Source organism: Mesorhizobium kamtschaticum (assembly GCF_056174585.1).
Map to the genome: position 1 here is coordinate 262274 of NZ_JBWBWI020000002.1, position 14355 is coordinate 276628.

Annotated in this window: 8 protein-coding genes and 6 pseudogenes; 9 read left to right on the forward strand and 5 right to left on the reverse strand. The window is 60.3% G+C overall.

What is annotated here, in order from left to right; all coding sequences use genetic code 11:
• Positions 1–214 precede the first annotated feature (214 nt).
• The 3 genes from AC0V7N_RS36985 (at position 215) to AC0V7N_RS36995 (ending at position 4469) form a co-directional block, all read left to right on the forward strand.
• Positions 215–2305, forward strand: coding sequence for a prolyl oligopeptidase family serine peptidase (locus AC0V7N_RS36985; protein WP_496628377.1), 2091 nt, complete (start codon positions 215–217; stop codon positions 2303–2305).
• A gap of 628 nt (positions 2306–2933) precedes the next feature.
• Positions 2934–3464, forward strand: coding sequence for a Spy/CpxP family protein refolding chaperone (locus tag AC0V7N_RS36990; protein ID WP_496628378.1), 531 nt, complete (start codon positions 2934–2936; stop codon positions 3462–3464).
• Positions 3465–3749: 285 nt separating this feature from the next.
• A complete protein-coding gene (locus AC0V7N_RS36995) occupies positions 3750–4469 on the forward strand; it encodes a Bax inhibitor-1 family protein (RefSeq protein ID WP_496628379.1) in 720 nt (239 codons plus the stop codon).
• Positions 4470–4818: 349 nt separating this feature from the next.
• On the opposite strand, the gene AC0V7N_RS37000 is transcribed toward AC0V7N_RS36995, so the two are convergent.
• Positions 4819–5802 (reverse strand): IS5 family transposase, encoded by a 984-nt coding sequence (locus AC0V7N_RS37000; protein ID WP_496628431.1) that lies wholly within the window; start codon positions 5800–5802, stop codon positions 4819–4821.
• Between the two features lie 539 nt (positions 5803–6341).
• On the opposite strand from AC0V7N_RS37000, the pseudogene AC0V7N_RS37005 reads away from it, so the two are divergent.
• From AC0V7N_RS37005 to AC0V7N_RS37015, 3 pseudogenes are all read left to right on the forward strand, one after another.
• Positions 6342–6464, forward strand: a pseudogene (locus AC0V7N_RS37005) (insulinase family protein); the annotation flags it as partial.
• Positions 6465–6516: 52 nt separating this feature from the next.
• Positions 6517–7559, forward strand: a pseudogene (locus AC0V7N_RS37010) (class I SAM-dependent methyltransferase).
• 249 nt (positions 7560–7808) lie between these two features.
• Positions 7809–8515 (forward strand): annotated as a pseudogene (locus AC0V7N_RS37015) (IS6 family transposase).
• Here the strand turns inward: AC0V7N_RS37015 and AC0V7N_RS37020 are convergent.
• A complete protein-coding gene (locus AC0V7N_RS37020; protein ID WP_496628380.1) occupies positions 8503–8940 on the reverse strand; it encodes a hypothetical protein in 438 nt (145 codons plus the stop codon). The pseudogene AC0V7N_RS37015 and the gene AC0V7N_RS37020 sit on opposite strands and share 13 nt — an antisense overlap.
• Before the next feature lie 303 nt (positions 8941–9243).
• Positions 9244–9657 carry a signal peptidase II gene (locus AC0V7N_RS37025; RefSeq protein WP_496628381.1) on the reverse strand — a complete coding sequence of 138 codons (414 nt, stop codon included), beginning with the start codon at positions 9655–9657 and terminating at the stop codon, positions 9244–9246.
• Positions 9658–9944: 287 nt separating this feature from the next.
• Here AC0V7N_RS37025 and lgt point away from each other — a divergent pair, with 287 nt between their 5' ends.
• Positions 9945–10799, forward strand: coding sequence for a prolipoprotein diacylglyceryl transferase (gene lgt, locus AC0V7N_RS37030; RefSeq protein WP_496628382.1), 855 nt, complete (start codon positions 9945–9947; stop codon positions 10797–10799).
• Between the two features lie 218 nt (positions 10800–11017).
• Here the strand turns inward: lgt and AC0V7N_RS37035 are convergent, their stop codons facing one another.
• Positions 11018–11479 carry a transglutaminase-like cysteine peptidase gene (locus AC0V7N_RS37035; RefSeq protein WP_496628432.1) on the reverse strand — a complete coding sequence of 154 codons (462 nt, stop codon included), beginning with the start codon at positions 11477–11479 and terminating at the stop codon, positions 11018–11020.
• 156 nt (positions 11480–11635) lie between these two features.
• Between AC0V7N_RS37035 and ald the strand changes: the two are divergent.
• Both ald and AC0V7N_RS37045 read left to right on the forward strand, forming a co-directional pair.
• Positions 11636–12750 (forward strand): annotated as a pseudogene (ald, locus tag AC0V7N_RS37040) (alanine dehydrogenase).
• A gap of 613 nt (positions 12751–13363) precedes the next feature.
• Positions 13364–13821: pseudogene (locus AC0V7N_RS37045) on the forward strand (Ros/MucR family transcriptional regulator).
• Positions 13822–14071: 250 nt separating this feature from the next.
• Here the strand turns inward: AC0V7N_RS37045 and AC0V7N_RS37050 are convergent.
• Positions 14072–14274 (reverse strand): annotated as a pseudogene (locus tag AC0V7N_RS37050) (cold-shock protein).
• Between the last annotated feature and the right edge of the window lie 81 nt (positions 14275–14355).

Here is a 14355-nt window from a genome sequence, read left to right on the forward strand (position 1 = left end):
TGACACAACGCTGCCAGAGCGATCCCAGCGTTCCAAACGATTTCCCGGTTGGCACGACAGATGCAGTCCTATGCGCAAAAGCACTGCGACGCCGTCCACTGAGGAGAGCCTAGCTGATGATCGCGTTTTTGGAACATGCGGGTGCAGCCGCCAAAACTGAGTGTTCCCGAGCAGACGGAAGCCATTGCGCTTTCATTTCTCTGGTTGTGCGGACATGACTGAATTCGATTTCCGCCCAACACTGAATGCACCCGACGATGACCCCCGTCTTTGGCTTGAAGATGTAGAAGGTGAACGGGCACTTGCGTGGACCGCCAGCCAGTCGGCAAAGACCCTGAAGGACTTCGGTGGAACGCAGTTCGAGCGCGACCGAGCGGCACTGACGGCGATTTTCGACCGTCCCGACAAGATTCCCCTGATCACGCGCCGCGGTCAGTATCTCTACAATTTCTGGCAGGATGCCGGAAATCCCCGCGGGGTGTGGCGCCGGACCACCCTTTCCGTCTACGTGAAGGCGGATCCGCAGTGGGAGCTACTGCTCGATCTGGACTTCCTCGCCGCGAGAGACGGAGAGGACTGGATCTGGGGCGGCGCGTCGATCGAGCCGGAGAAACGGGAAAGAGCCGTTCTGCGCCTGTCGCGCGGCGGCAGCGATGCGGTCGTGCATCGCGAATTCGATCTAGGGACTCTGAGCTTAGTCACCGACGGTTTCAATCTCCCGGATGCCAAGGGCGGCATTGATTGGCTCGACCCTGACACGCTTCTGCTTTCCAGTGCGATTGGTGATGGCATGGCCACCCGCTCCGGCTACGCGCGCACCGTGCGGCTGTGGAAGCGTGGCGCGGATCCCCTCGCCGCGCCGGTAATCTTCGAGACCGGTTCCGAATCCCTCGGCGTGTCTGGCCATCTGGACCGTACCGCCGAAAGCGAGCGCCTATGGTTTATCGAAAAGCCGGCCTACTTCGAGAAGATAGCCCGCATTGGCGATAGAAGCGGGCCGAAGGTTGAGATCGACCTTCCTCGGGACGCCTGGTGGAATGGCTTCGATGACTGGCTGGCGGTAAAGCCGCGCAAACCCTGGACGGTTGGTGGGACGACCTATGCCGCCGACGCGCTGATCGGCATCTCGCTTTCCTCTTTCATGGCCGGCGAGCGCGGATTTAGTACCCTGTTTGAACCAGCCGAAAGGCGTTCCTTGCAGTCATTCTTCTGGAATGAGGGGAAACTCGTCAGCTCCTACTTCAGCAACCTCGTTCCGCGATTCGAGATGTTCACCCCCGGTCCCCAGGAATGGACGCGCCGAACCCTGGACACTGTGCCCGGCGCGAACAATGTCCAACTCTGGTCCCTCGACGCAGAAGGTCACGAAACCAATGGAGAGGTCTTGGTCTGGGCTCAGGATCCGATCACGCCGCCGCAGCTTTCCCTATTCGATCTCAATGCCGCGCCGCCTCTCAGCGCTTCACTAATCCTGAAGCGCAACCCGGAGAATTTCGACGCATCCGCACTGGTGGTCACGCGCCACGAGGCAGTCTCGATCGATGGTGAGATGATCCCCTATACGCAGGTCGGTCCGGCGGACGGGAACGGCGATGCCCCGGTTCATCTCACCGCCTATGGCGGGTTCGGCATGTCGCTCCTGCCCTCCTACAACTCCGCGCTGGGCAAGCTGTGGCTCGAACGCGGCGGCACGTGCGTGGTGGCGAACATCCGTGGGGGCGGCGAGTTCGGCACCCGTTGGCACGACGCCGGGCGCAGACAGGGCAAGCGTCTCGCCCATGACGATTTCGCCGCCGTTGCGGCCGACCTCGTGCGAAGGGGCATTACGCGGCCGAGCCGGATTGCCGCCGAGGGCGGCTCAAATGGCGGCCTCCTGATCGCCAACATGCTTACCCGCTACCCTGAGCACTTCGGCGCGCTGTTCTGCACAGTTCCGCTTGTCGACATGCGCCGCTACACCAAGCTCCTGGCGGGCGCGAACTGGATCGACGAATATGGCGATCCTGACAAGCCGGCCGATTGGGCTTTCCTGAAGGAAATCTCCGCCTATCACGCCGCAACGCCGGGACAGCCTTATCCGCCTGTCCTGCTCGCCACGACGAAGCGCGACGACCGCGTCCACCCGGGCCATGCGCGCAAGATGGCTGCAAAGCTGCAGGCTCTTGGCTATCCCGCTTACTTCTACGAGCTCAGCGCGGGCGGGCACGGCTACGGCAAGGACAATCGCGAGCGGGCCGCATTCATCAGTCTTGGCACCAACTTTCTACGCAGCATGATCGGCTGGCAAGCCGATAGCGCTCATTGACGACCGGGGGCGCGACAGGAGCAAACTAGGAACAAGTGGGTACAGATCGATGTCTGCGACATCTGTACAAATAATGCGTGCAGAGTTTGCGTAAATGCGCGCCAGAGCTCTGTCGATCTCAACCAATACAGCAGACCTATTCACAGTGCGGCCCGTCATTTCTGAAATGCAAGGAGACAATATCATGGCAACAAAGCGAACGAACGTGGCACGGGGAGTAACAGCGGCCATCGTCCTGCGAGGTATACGGGTCGCAAGTAACGGAAGCCGACACGTTGTGTCGCCTTTGTCGGGTCCGCGACACAGTCTGGGTCTAACCGATCTATTGTTTTGCCCAAGGGTAAGCCACTGAAAGAAAACGCCATTTTTTTGCTTCGGCCCAACTCGACGAGCTGGCACGAGCCTTGAAACCATAAGGGCGAGGCGGCGAGAGCTGCCGGCCGGTATTCATGTCGCGGGCAGCCGCAAGAGAACAAAGGAAGGAAAGCTATATGGCAGGTCTGCGTCAGATCGCATTGTACGGCAAGGGGCATCGGGAAGTCGACCACGTCTTCGCCCGCAACGGCCGAAACGTTGCGCTGGTAGTTTCCCCAGTCGCGGCAAAGATGCCGCTTATCGAAAGGATGGGATGAGGGAACCGAACCATCAAGAACCGGCCAGCCTCTCCGGCACCCCGCAGAAGAAGAGCTGGCGCAAGCGCATCGCCATAGGCGGCATTGCGATAGCGGCGCTTGCCGGCGTCGGCGTCGCCGGCGCGCTCAGCCAGGATTACGAGCGCATACAGCGCTTCGGCATGGGCGGGGGCCATGGCGGACCCGACATGCACATGCAGGCCAACTTCCGCCGCGGGATGGGGTTCGGCCAGCATCGCTTTGAGCGCATGCTCGAAGAGGAGATCGACGCCACGCCCGAGCAGGAAGAGAAACTGAAGGCGATCAGGGACAAGTTCCTCGACGGTCTCCGCCCGATCATGCTCGGCTTAGTCTGTACCCTAAACGATGTCGACAAGCTGCCAACCATCGACCGCGAGGCGGCGGAGAAGCTGCGGGCTGTGCTCGTCGCGGCCTTCGAGCCTCGCAAGCTGACGACGGCGCTGCTCGACGGCGCCGCGGTGCTGACGCCCGAGCAGATGGAGAAGCTTGTCGAATTCTGGGATTAGCCGGCACCCGCTGGTAAGCTTTGTACCGGCACAGTTTCGAATCGGAGCAGACAAACGAGCATGGCGGAACCAGGTTCTCATCGTAGACGACGACAGGCGCCTGTCCGCCATGCTCGCGAAATACCTGACAGGCAACGGCTTTCGCGTGAGAGGCCGAGACGGCTGGTGCAGGCATTGCCGATATCGTGCGGCTGTTGCCCGATGCCGTGGTTCTCGACGTCATGCTGCCCGACATGGACGGCTTCCAGGCCCGCAACTACTGATCCCAAAAACAGGACCATTCACATGAAGAAGCCCAATCCAGTAGATCGCCGTGAAACCGCCCGCAGCCACGCCGGCGACCTGATCCACGAAGGTCTGCGCCAGCACATGCTGCGCGTCTACAACTACATGGGCGTTGGCCTCGTGGTCACCGGCCTGGTCGCCTTCATGGTGTCATCGACTCCGGCGCTCCACGTGCCGATCTTCTCCAGCCCGCTGAAATGGGTGGTGATGCTGGCGCCGCTCGCCTCGGTCATGCTGTTTTCGTTCAAGATGCAGACCATGTCGGCGGCCAGCGCCCAGGCGATGTTCTGGGCGTTCTGCGCGGTCATGGGCCTGTCGCTTGCTTCCGTGTTCCTCGTCTTCACCGGAACCAGCATCGCGCGCACCTTCTTCATCGCCGCCACCATGTTCGGCGCAACCAGCCTCTACGGCTACACGACCAAACGCGACCTGACCCAGTTCTCGTCGTTCCTGATCATGGGCCTGATTGGCGTGGTGATCGCCAGCATCGTCAACATCTTCCTCGGCTCGACCGCGCTGCAGTTCGCCATCTCGGTGATCGGTATTGCCGTCTTCATCGGCCTGACCGCCTGGGAAACGCAGACAATCAAGGAACAGTATGCCGAGAACTTCGATGCGGAATCGCGCCAGAAGCTCGCCGTCTTCGGCGCCTTCTCGCTCTATCTGAACTTCATCAACATCTTCCAGCTGTTGCTGAATTTCACAGGCGAACGCGAATAGCCGCGCCGGGCAGAGCCGGCCAAGGTTGGCGCCCAGACTTGGATATAGAGACATGGCCGGAGGGCGACCCTCCGGCCAACAATCGACCCGAAGGCCCGACCACACCTTGAGTCCGCAAGGGCTTTTGCTACATTGCCCGCTGCATCAGCCTGCACACCGGCCGCGCGAGGACATGTGCGCAAGACAGCCTAACGCTTCATGGCGACGGCATCTCGGCGACCGTCGTCCTACCGCGTGAGCGATCGCGTCTACGACGCCGTCATTGATCGGGCGCCGGTCCCAAGTATTGCGTGGGGTCGTTGGTGCGCGGATATGAAATCGAACGCATTTCGATCATTAATGTAGTTGGTTATGCCTGCGTGACTTGACGCCGGATAGACTCCGGGCGTGCCCATGCCAGCATGCGGTTGAGAACGATGCAACCGATGGCAACCTCGGTCTGTTGAGCCGGAAGAGAGCGTGCTCGCAGGCGCCGTCCGATCAGCCCCTTGTATCGTCCGATGGCTGTTTCGCTCAGCGCCCGCTTGCCGTAGCCGGAGGCTGCCTGCCATTTCAGCCGACCGTCGCTTGCGATTGCGGCAATGTGCTTGTCCCTTTGACCAAGCGGTCCGGCATCACCGCTTTCCACCGCCGTGGAACGCGGTGGAATGACGATGTTCGCGGTTGCGCTGTGCTGCAGGATAGACCGATAGGTTGGCTTGCCGTCATAGGCTCCGTCGGCTGTGAACTGGTCGATCTCGCCGTCGATCTGATCGAGCAGCGGTGCCACCTGGGAAGGATCATCCGTGTCCTGATCTGTCAGCCTTTGGGCAATGATCGCGCCACTTTTGGTATCCACTGCCAGATGCAGCTTGCGCCAGTTGCGACGTGATCTGGCGCCATGTTTCTGCTCCAGCCATTGCCCGGCGCCGTAGACTTTCAATCCCGTGCTATCGACAAGCACATGCAGCGGGCCGTCCGGCAGCGGCGGGTTTCGTCGGGCTGATGGCTCCCACTTCTGTGCCCGACGGCTCAGCGTCGTATGATCTGGAACTGGGACTTTCAGCCCCATGAGATCCAGCAGCGAGTGGAGCAATCCCTCGGTCTGGCGCAGCCGCATTGCCAAGACGCAACCCAGCGTCAGCGCTGTCTCAATGGCGAGATCGGAATACCGGGCTTGGCCGCCGCGGGTCTTGCGTCGCGGAGCGCGCCATCCCGCCAGTGCCTCCGGCGTTACCCATAAGGTCAGGCTACCACGCCGGCGCAGACCTGCTTCGTAGTCACGCCAATTCGTCACCCTGAATTTCATCTTTCCGACGTGATGACGACGATCTGCGTTGTGTTTGTACGGCATGGCACTCAAATCAAGCTGATTTCGATCCTGCCTGCCTATCGCCAAACCGTTGACAAAGGATCCATGCACCAACGCTATCCACCCACCATCGAGAACTGCGAGCAACTGCCATGCAAGCATGGCGCCAAATCGCGCGCCTTCACGCCGAATGAACCAAAGCCTCACTCCCAGATCTTGTTTTCACAGCGTTAAGTTTACGGTGCCATCGTCACAAGCCCCGAACGCTTCGCGTTCGGCGATATCCAATTTCCGACAATGTCGGATACAGTCAGATCTACTAGATTGCGTTTGAATGGTTTCTCCTTTGGCACAGTACATGCTCGTCATCCGCAAACACGTGACCGACCAACAAGAAGTCGCATGATCACCTCACCAAAACATACAGCCGCCGCGGAACAATCACTTTGCCCCGAACTTGCTTATCGCCCGTCCCGTCACCACAACCGGAGCCACCGATGTCTGACGGGCTGCCCAGGATACCTACTGCGACCGCGCTTGCCCGGTGACGAACGCTCCGGCTCCGCCCGTTACCGACCACCGCGCCGGTCGCCACTCATATGGTCTGGTTCAGGATCGGCAGCGCGGATGAGCCGCGGGGGAAATCCGGCATCGCGCATGTCTTCGAGCATCTGATGCTCAAGGCGACGGCCAATCACGCCTCATGACGAGCAGGGCTCCATCGCCTGGAAAGATTGAACCCAAAGGGAGATTCCAATGTCTGAAGCGAGTAAGGAAAAGTTGGACGCATTCTTAGGGAAAATGGTCGGCGATCTCGGTGCGATCGCTACTGGCGCGGGAGTCGTGCTGGGGGACAGACTCGGCCTGTTCAAGGCATTGCGCGAAGGCGGCAAGATGACGGCCGCCGAACTTTCGACACGCACCGGCACCCAGGAACGCCTTGTAAGGGAATGGCTTTCCGCTACGTCGACTACGATGAAGCGAGCGACGAGTTCTATCTCAACGCCGAGCAGGAGCTGGTGTTCGCCGATGAAGATAGCCCGGCCTTCATGGCTGGTGCATTCGAGTTCCTGTCCGCGCTGTGGCTCGATGAAGAAAAGGTGAGGCAGGCATTCCAGTCCGGCAAGGGCGTCGCGTGGCACGATCATAGCGCGTGTCTGTTTCGCGGTACGGAACGATTCTTCCGTCCAGGCTACAATGCCAATCTGATCGACTCCTGGCTGCCGGCCTTGGAGGGCGTCGTCGAGAAGCTCGAATGCGGCGTGGACGTTGCGGATGTTGGCTGCGGTCATGGCGCATCGACCGTGCTCATGGCGCGTGCTTTCCCCAATTCGCGCTTCGTCGGCTTCGACTATCACGCCCCGTCGATCGAGCGCGCCCGCAAGGCCGCCGAGGAAGCCGGCGTCGGCGCCAACACGCGCTTCGAGGTCGCAACCGCCAAGACCTATCCCGACACCTATGACCTCGTCGCTTTCTTCGATTGCCTTCACGACATGGGCGACCCGACGGGCGCGGCCTCCCATGTCCACGGATCGCTCAAGCCGGATGGCACGTGGATGATCGTCGAGCCGTTCGCGCATGATCATTTGGCGGCGAACCTCAATCCCGTCGGACGCGTCTACTATGCCGCTTCCACGTTCCTGTGTACCCCTGCGTCCGTGTCACAGGAAGTCGGGCTCGGGCTTGGCGCCCAGGCCGGCGAGGCGAGGCTGCGCAAGGTGGTGACCGGCGGCGGCTTCAAGCGATTCCGTCGCGCCGCGGAGACGCCGTTCAACATGGTGCTGGAGGCCCGCCCTTAGCGCGGCCGTCGCCAGAAATTTGCAGCTCATCGGCATTTTATGAAGATCACCACCAAAAATCCGGACGCACGCTTATCGGGCACATTTTCAAGGCGTCTAAAGTTTACGCAGAGGTCGCTGCCGAGCCGCCTTCTCTAAACCACTGAAGTCATGTCCGGCGGCAGATTCTTTCCCTCGCTGCGGCCACAAGGCGAGCAGCCGGCACCGTAACGTTAACCGGGCATCGATCAAAATGTGGGATCTGGCGGCATGACCAGATTTTCCCGTGATCCTCTTTATCGTCGCCACCGATTTCCGGCGCATGTGATTGCCCATGCCGTTTGGCTCTATTTCCGGTTTCCGCTCAGCCTGCGGATGGTCGAGGATATGCTGGCAGCTCGTGGCGTCATCGTCTCTCACCAGACCGTGCGACTTTGGGCTGAGAAATTTGGCAGACACTTTGCCAATGATATCCGGAAGCGATCGGCCGGCAAGCTCGGCGACAAATGGCATCTCGATGAGGTTGTCATCACCATCGGTGGAAAGAAACACTGGCTTTGGCGCGCCGTTGATCAGGACGGGTTTGTTCTCGACGTGTTGGTGCAAAGCCGTCGCAATGCCAAGGCGGCAAAGCGCTTGATGCGAAAGCTTCTGAAAGGGCAAGGCCGTTCGCCGCGTGTGATGATCACCGACAAGCTTCGATCCTACGGTGCGGCGAAGCGGGAGATCATGCCAGGCGTCGAGCATCGCTCGCACAAGGGCCTGAACAATCGGGCGGAGAACTCTCATCAAGGCGGGAGAGGATCATGAAGCGCTTCAAGTCAGCGCGACATCTTCAGCGTTTCGTTTCCGTCCACGACCCGATCGCCAACCTCTTTAACGTTCCCCGCCACGATATTCCATCCACCCACCATCGAGAACTCCGAGCAACTGCCATGCAAGCATGGCGCCAAATCGCGCGCCTTCACGCCGAATGAACCAAAGCCTCACTCCCAGATCTTGTTTTCACAGCGTTAAGTTTACGGTGCCCTACGAATGTATGGCCCTGGAGGTCGCTGGGCAGCGACTTCATGATGAAATGAAAGGTTCTGGGCGATGTGCATACGGCTTCGTTGCCCTTGCTGCGATGCGGGCCGATGACATCCAACGCAGCGAGCTGGACCGAGCCGGCCGTATCGACACCGTGCTGGCGATCCCATTTTCGCGCGAGGCGGTCGGCAACGATATAACGGACATTTCGCAGGACAAAGCCAGCGCTTGCGCCGATCCCATGCCGGTGAACGAGCCTGATCGGCTCGAACAGACCCCGCTCACGGATATAGGACCAGGCCCTGCCAAAACGACCAAACGAACGGTCTTCGAGGCTGTTCGAGCCTAGCTTTCGACCTTGACGATCAGACAATGGAACGGCTCCAACTGAGGACGCTTTCCAGAGGTGCTCGCAGACGACGCTTAAGATTCGGCGAATGTTGCAGGTGAGAACGAGGCAGCCGAGTAATTTTCCGCAGTTCGACGCAATTCTTTCACACGCCTGTCACGCGGTCTGATTGCAGATTCGTTCCCCAATTCGGCAAGCACAGAGACCGCCAGGCGGCGTCAGCGATGGGTAACCGTCGCGCTCGACGACTGCAACAGGCGCTCTATAGTCCAACTCGGGAAGCGATCAAAACTTGAAGGTACTTCAAGTGCAAATCGAACCGAAATTCTATGCTTCCCCGGGACCCTCGTTGCGTCTCTCCCGTGAGCCAAAGAACACCAGAATCGAACCAAGAACCAGCCAAATGTCGGCCAGATTGAAGATGACGAAATACCAGCCGCCTACGTGCAGACCTATAAAATCCGTCACCATCCCTATGGTCAGCTGATCGACGAGATTACCGAGCGCACCGGCTGCCATGAGACCAGCGCCAACAATGACCTGTGGCCCTTGGGCACGCGCGACCCACCACCAAAGACCAAGGATAGCCAGCACGGTTACCGTCACCAAAACCGTCAGACCTAATGTGGTGCCACCTGACAGCAGGCCGAACGTCGTGCCCTCGCTGTACCGCGGGCGCAGCGCCAAAAACGGTAATGGGTCGAGCCCGTCGGGAGATGGAAGTGACGCGCGTACCCACATCTTGTCCCCAAGTCGAGCATCAACGCTGCGACGGAGACGATTGCCGCCGCAGTCGCGGCTGGATGGAACCGCCCCGCGGCATCTCGCTTGCTTTCTTTTCTCAAACTTTCTGCTCTCAGGTTATAAGCGGACGCCTATGACATGCGTTTAGAATAAAACCCAGCCGCAATCATGACGCATCTGCGTAATCGACAATCATCAGAGAAGCGACGCACGCTTGCGTTGACCCCGCCAAAACCCGGCCGCATGGTCCGCGCGCAGACACGATCGCAACCGAGAGTTCCCCGTTGAACGACTATTTCCTGCTGCCGCTGGCCTCCTTGCCCTTTCCCAACATCAACCCGATCCTCATCCAGATCGGACCGCTGGCGGTGCACTGGTACGGTGTCGGCTACATCGTCGGCATCCTGTTTGCCTGGTGGTACGCCAAGCGACTCGCCTATAACGCGAAGCTTTGGCCGAACGGCGTCCTGCCGATGAAGCCGGAAGACCTCGACGATTTCATCGTCTGGGCCGCCATCGGCGTCGTGCTCGGCGGACGCACGGGCTATGTGCTGTTCTACGATCTGGCGCGTTACATCGCGCACCCGCTCGATATCTTCGCCGTCTGGCAGGGCGGCATGTCGTTCCATGGCGGCCTGCTCGGCGTCATCCTGGCCATGACCCTGTTTTCCATCAAGCGCGGCATCCGCACCTGGTCGCTGTTCGACGTCGTGGCGGCCGGCGTGCCAGTCGGCCTCGGCCTGGTGCGCGTCGCCAACTTCATCAATTCCGAGCTCTGGGGCCGCCCCACCGACGTGCCATGGGCGATCGAATTCCCCAATGGCGGGCCGTTTGCCCGCCATCCCAGCCAGCTCTACGAGGCCCTGCTCGAAGGTCTGAAGCTGTTCGTCGTGCTGCCCATACTCACCCACTCGCGCCTCAAGCTGAAGACGCCGCCCTTCGTCGGCGGCGCCTTCATCTGCGGCTATGGCCTCTCGCGTATCTTCGTCGAGTTCTTCCGCGAGCCAGACCAGCAGATCGGCTATCTCCTCGGCACCAACTGGCTGACCATGGGCATGATCCTGTCGTCACCGATGGTGCTGGCCGGCATCTGGGCGATGGCCACCGCCAAGCCGTTGCCTCAGCCGCAGCCGGCATGACCCGGCTGAAAGCCAGGATCATCGAGCTGATCGGTGCGGTAAGAACCATAGCCGCAAGTGGCGTATGCGAGTTGCATGAGTGAGGCGGCAAAGTGTCGACCGCGAAACGATCGTCGTTGTCCTTTATCGAGCAACAAACGAGTCGATACAGGACAAAGTGGCCGATTGTTCCTGCGGCCGACACCGTGCGGTGCCGATTTGCTCTCGCTGCATTGCGCCTAGTGAACGCTGGCGACCGCGTCCTCGCGTCCTTCGTTGATCGTCACCCAAACGCCTGAATTCTGGTCCGATTGGCGCTTCAGGTAGGTATTATCAGTATCGGTCCAGACCAGCACCCTGGATTCCAGATTGTCGAGGATGAAATCGCCGAGACTGGTGCGCACGGTGAGCACCGCATGGCCATCGCCGTTCGACCTGCGCGCCACAGTGATCAGCAGGTCACCGGCCGGCAGACCGGCGCTCATCAGTTCCCGACGCTTCTCCAGCGCATAATCTTCGCAGTCGCCGAACCCGGTGTCGGGATAGGACCAGACTTCTTCTTTACCCCATTGTTCGATGTCTGTGAGGGGATTGATCCTTGTGTTGACCGAATTGACCGGTATTGTAGCCCACAGCTTGCGGGTCAATTCGACCGGCGCCTGCTTCTCAAGAATGGCGATATCAATCGTGTCGAGCGGCAGTTTTCGTGAATCCTGCGAAAATCCGAGTGTTTCACGCAACGATTATCGAAGCCCGCCCGTTGGCGCAAGCGCATTCGCAAACACCTGCACAGCGATTCGTGGTTCACTCCACCAAAACAGGGAACGAGCCCCAAAGGGCCGGATAGGAGAACAAAAATGCGCGTCGGCTGCCCCAAGGAAATCAAGAACCACGAATATCGCGTCGGCCTCACACCCGGCTCTGTCCGCGAATACGTCGCCCATGGCCATGAAGTGCTGGTCGAGACCGGCGCCGGCGCCGGCATCGGCGCCGATGACAACGCCTACCGCGCCGCAGGTGCCGCGATCGCCAAGACGGCTGCCGACGTGTTCGCCAAGTCGGACATGATCGTCAAGGTCAAGGAGCCGCAGCCCAATGAATGGGCGCAGCTTCGCGACGGCCAGATCCTGTACACCTATCTTCACCTTGCCCCGGATCCGGAGCAGACCAAGGGCCTGCTCGCTTCCGGTGTTACCGCGATCGCCTACGAAACCGTGACCGACGACCGTGGCGGCCTGCCGTTGCTGGCGCCGATGTCGGAAGTTGCCGGTCGCCTGTCGATCCAGGCCGGCGCGACGGCGCTGCAGAAGGCCAATGGCGGCCGCGGCGTGCTGCTCGGCGGCGTGCCCGGCGTGCTGCCCGGCAAGGTCACCGTGCTTGGCGGCGGCGTCGTCGGCCTGCATGCCGCCCGCATGGCGGCCGGCCTTGGCGCCGACGTCACCATTATCGACCGCTCGATTCCGCGCCTGCGCCAGCTCGACGACCTCTTTGCCGGCCGCGTCCACACCCGTTACTCGACCGTCGAAGCGCTCGAGAAGAGTGCTTTTCGGCCGATATCGTCGTCGGCGCCGTGCTCATTCCGGGCGCCGCGGCACCAAAGCTGGTTTCGCGCGAGATGCTGTCAGGCATGAAGAAGGGTTCCGTGCTGGTCGACGTCGCCATCGACCAGGGCGGCTGCTTCGAAACCTCGCATGCCACCACCCATGCCGATCCGACTTACGAAGTCGACGGTGTCATCCACTACTGCGTCGCCAACATGCCCGGCGCGGTGCCGGTCACCTCAGCCCACGCGCTCAACAACGCGACGCTTCACTATGGCTTGCAACTCGCCGACAAGGGCCTGAAGGCGCTGGTCGACGATCACCATTTGCGCAACGGCCTCAACGTCCACAAGGGAAAGATCACCAACCGCGCCGTGGCCGAAGCGCTCGGCTACGAACTGGTCGAGCCGAAGGCGGTGCTCGCCGCCTGATTTCAACAAAAAGAGTTTCCTCCCGTCGCCCGCCGGTTCATTCCGGCGGGCTTTTTTGGCGACGATTGGCCAGAGGCGTCTTCCCCTCCCCTTTCCGTCAATGTCGCAGTGCAGCTCTTCGGGGCGAAGCGCTGGTCGAGGATGAAGCTGAACGCGCCAGCCGCCGGCTCTTCCTGATGCTGGGCACCGGGCCCCTCCCCGTAAGCACGCGCCTTGGCGCCCGAGGTGCTTGTTCAATCGTTGCCGTCTCGACCAGATCCCAGATCATTGTGAGTTCGATCCTGCTGCTTTACAGGCGGCCAGCTCTGCTCTCGGGGTAGCCATTGTCGAGCGCGCCGGACATGAATTCTCCGAATGATCTATTCCGATCGTCAGCATAGAAGAGATCTAGAACGGGCTTAGCAGCGTTTCAGGATCGCCTCCTCATCACATCGAGCATGGATGTTCCACCGCGGTCGGATCAGCACGAGCAAGACGGCGGGATGCGTCGCTATTGACCATGGTGCAGGACGAGCATGGCAAAAGTCTTGCCCGGGCTTTATTGTTTTCAACGGCAACCGCCACTATGTAGCGACACTTCGCCAGCTGTCTTTCAAGCCACCCGGAGAGTTCCATGACAGAAGAAGCCGACAACAACATCGACGTCCTCATCGAGCTCACTGCCGATGTCGTCTCAGCCTATGTCTCCAACAATCCGGTCCCGGTCGGTGAACTCCCTGCCCTGATCGGCCAAGTGTATACAGCACTGAAAGGCACGGCCGGCAGCGTCTCCGCAAAAGAGCCGGTGGTCCTTGACCCTGCAGTCCCGATCAAGAAGTCGGTGACCCCGGACTACATCATCTGCCTTGAGGACGGAAAGAAATTCAAATCGCTAAAGCGCCATCTGTCGACCGACTATGGGCTGACGCCGGACGAATATCGCGCCAATGGGGTCTATCGGGAGATTATCCGATGGTCGCACCGAATTACGCCGCAGCGCGCTCGGCGTTGGCCAAGACGATGGGGCTCGGCCGCAAACCGAAAGAGCCGGAAACGGAGCCGGCGAAGACCCGCAAGAAAGCCGCAGCCTGACTTTATCTCTCGAGGTTTGTTGTGGCGGGCGCAACAGACAAAGTCTGCGCGGAATATGAAAAGGCGGGGAACCAACCCCCGCCTTCCCTTTCAAACAGCTTGGTTTCCCCAGGATTCGCGCCGGCTTGCAGCAATCTCCTGCTCCAGCGTTCCGGTCGAGCCTTGTTCTCGCCCGCTTCTTATTGGGCGGCCATCAGTCCTTCCTCGACGTACCGCGTCCATCCGGCGATTGCCAGCAGGCAGGAGAAAATTAGCCAGCTTTGCTGAGGCTGCCAGCTGAGGACTTGCCGGTGCGGCGGTCCTGTTCGACTTCATAGTTGATCTTCTGGCCATCAGTGAGCCGGCTCGTTCAACGGCGGAAATGTGGACGAAAACATCCTGACTGCCATTGTCGGGTTGGATAAATCCAAATCCCTTGGTGCTGTTGAACCACTTCACGGTTCCGGTCGCCATATGTGTGTTCCTTTGTAACAATGGCAACGTGGGCAGGCCGTTAGGCCAGTCCCGATTCATAACCGAAAATCTGGAGTTAGG

What these genes read in the sequence shown, in the direction of transcription:
- AC0V7N_RS36990 (WP_496628378.1), top strand. Translation starts at nt 2,934, where the DNA reads ATGAGGGAACCGAACCATCAAGAACCGGCCAGCCTCTCCGGCACCCCG.
- AC0V7N_RS36985 (WP_496628377.1), top strand. Translation starts at nt 215, where the DNA reads ATGACTGAATTCGATTTCCGCCCAACACTGAATGCACCCGACGATGAC.
- AC0V7N_RS36995 (WP_496628379.1), top strand. Translation starts at nt 3,750, where the DNA reads ATGAAGAAGCCCAATCCAGTAGATCGCCGTGAAACCGCCCGCAGCCAC.
- AC0V7N_RS37025 (WP_496628381.1), bottom strand. Translation starts at nt 9,657, where the DNA reads ATGTGGGTACGCGCGTCACTTCCATCTCCCGACGGGCTCGACCCATTA.
- AC0V7N_RS37000 (WP_496628431.1), bottom strand. Translation starts at nt 5,802, where the DNA reads ATGCCGTACAAACACAACGCAGATCGTCGTCATCACGTCGGAAAGATG.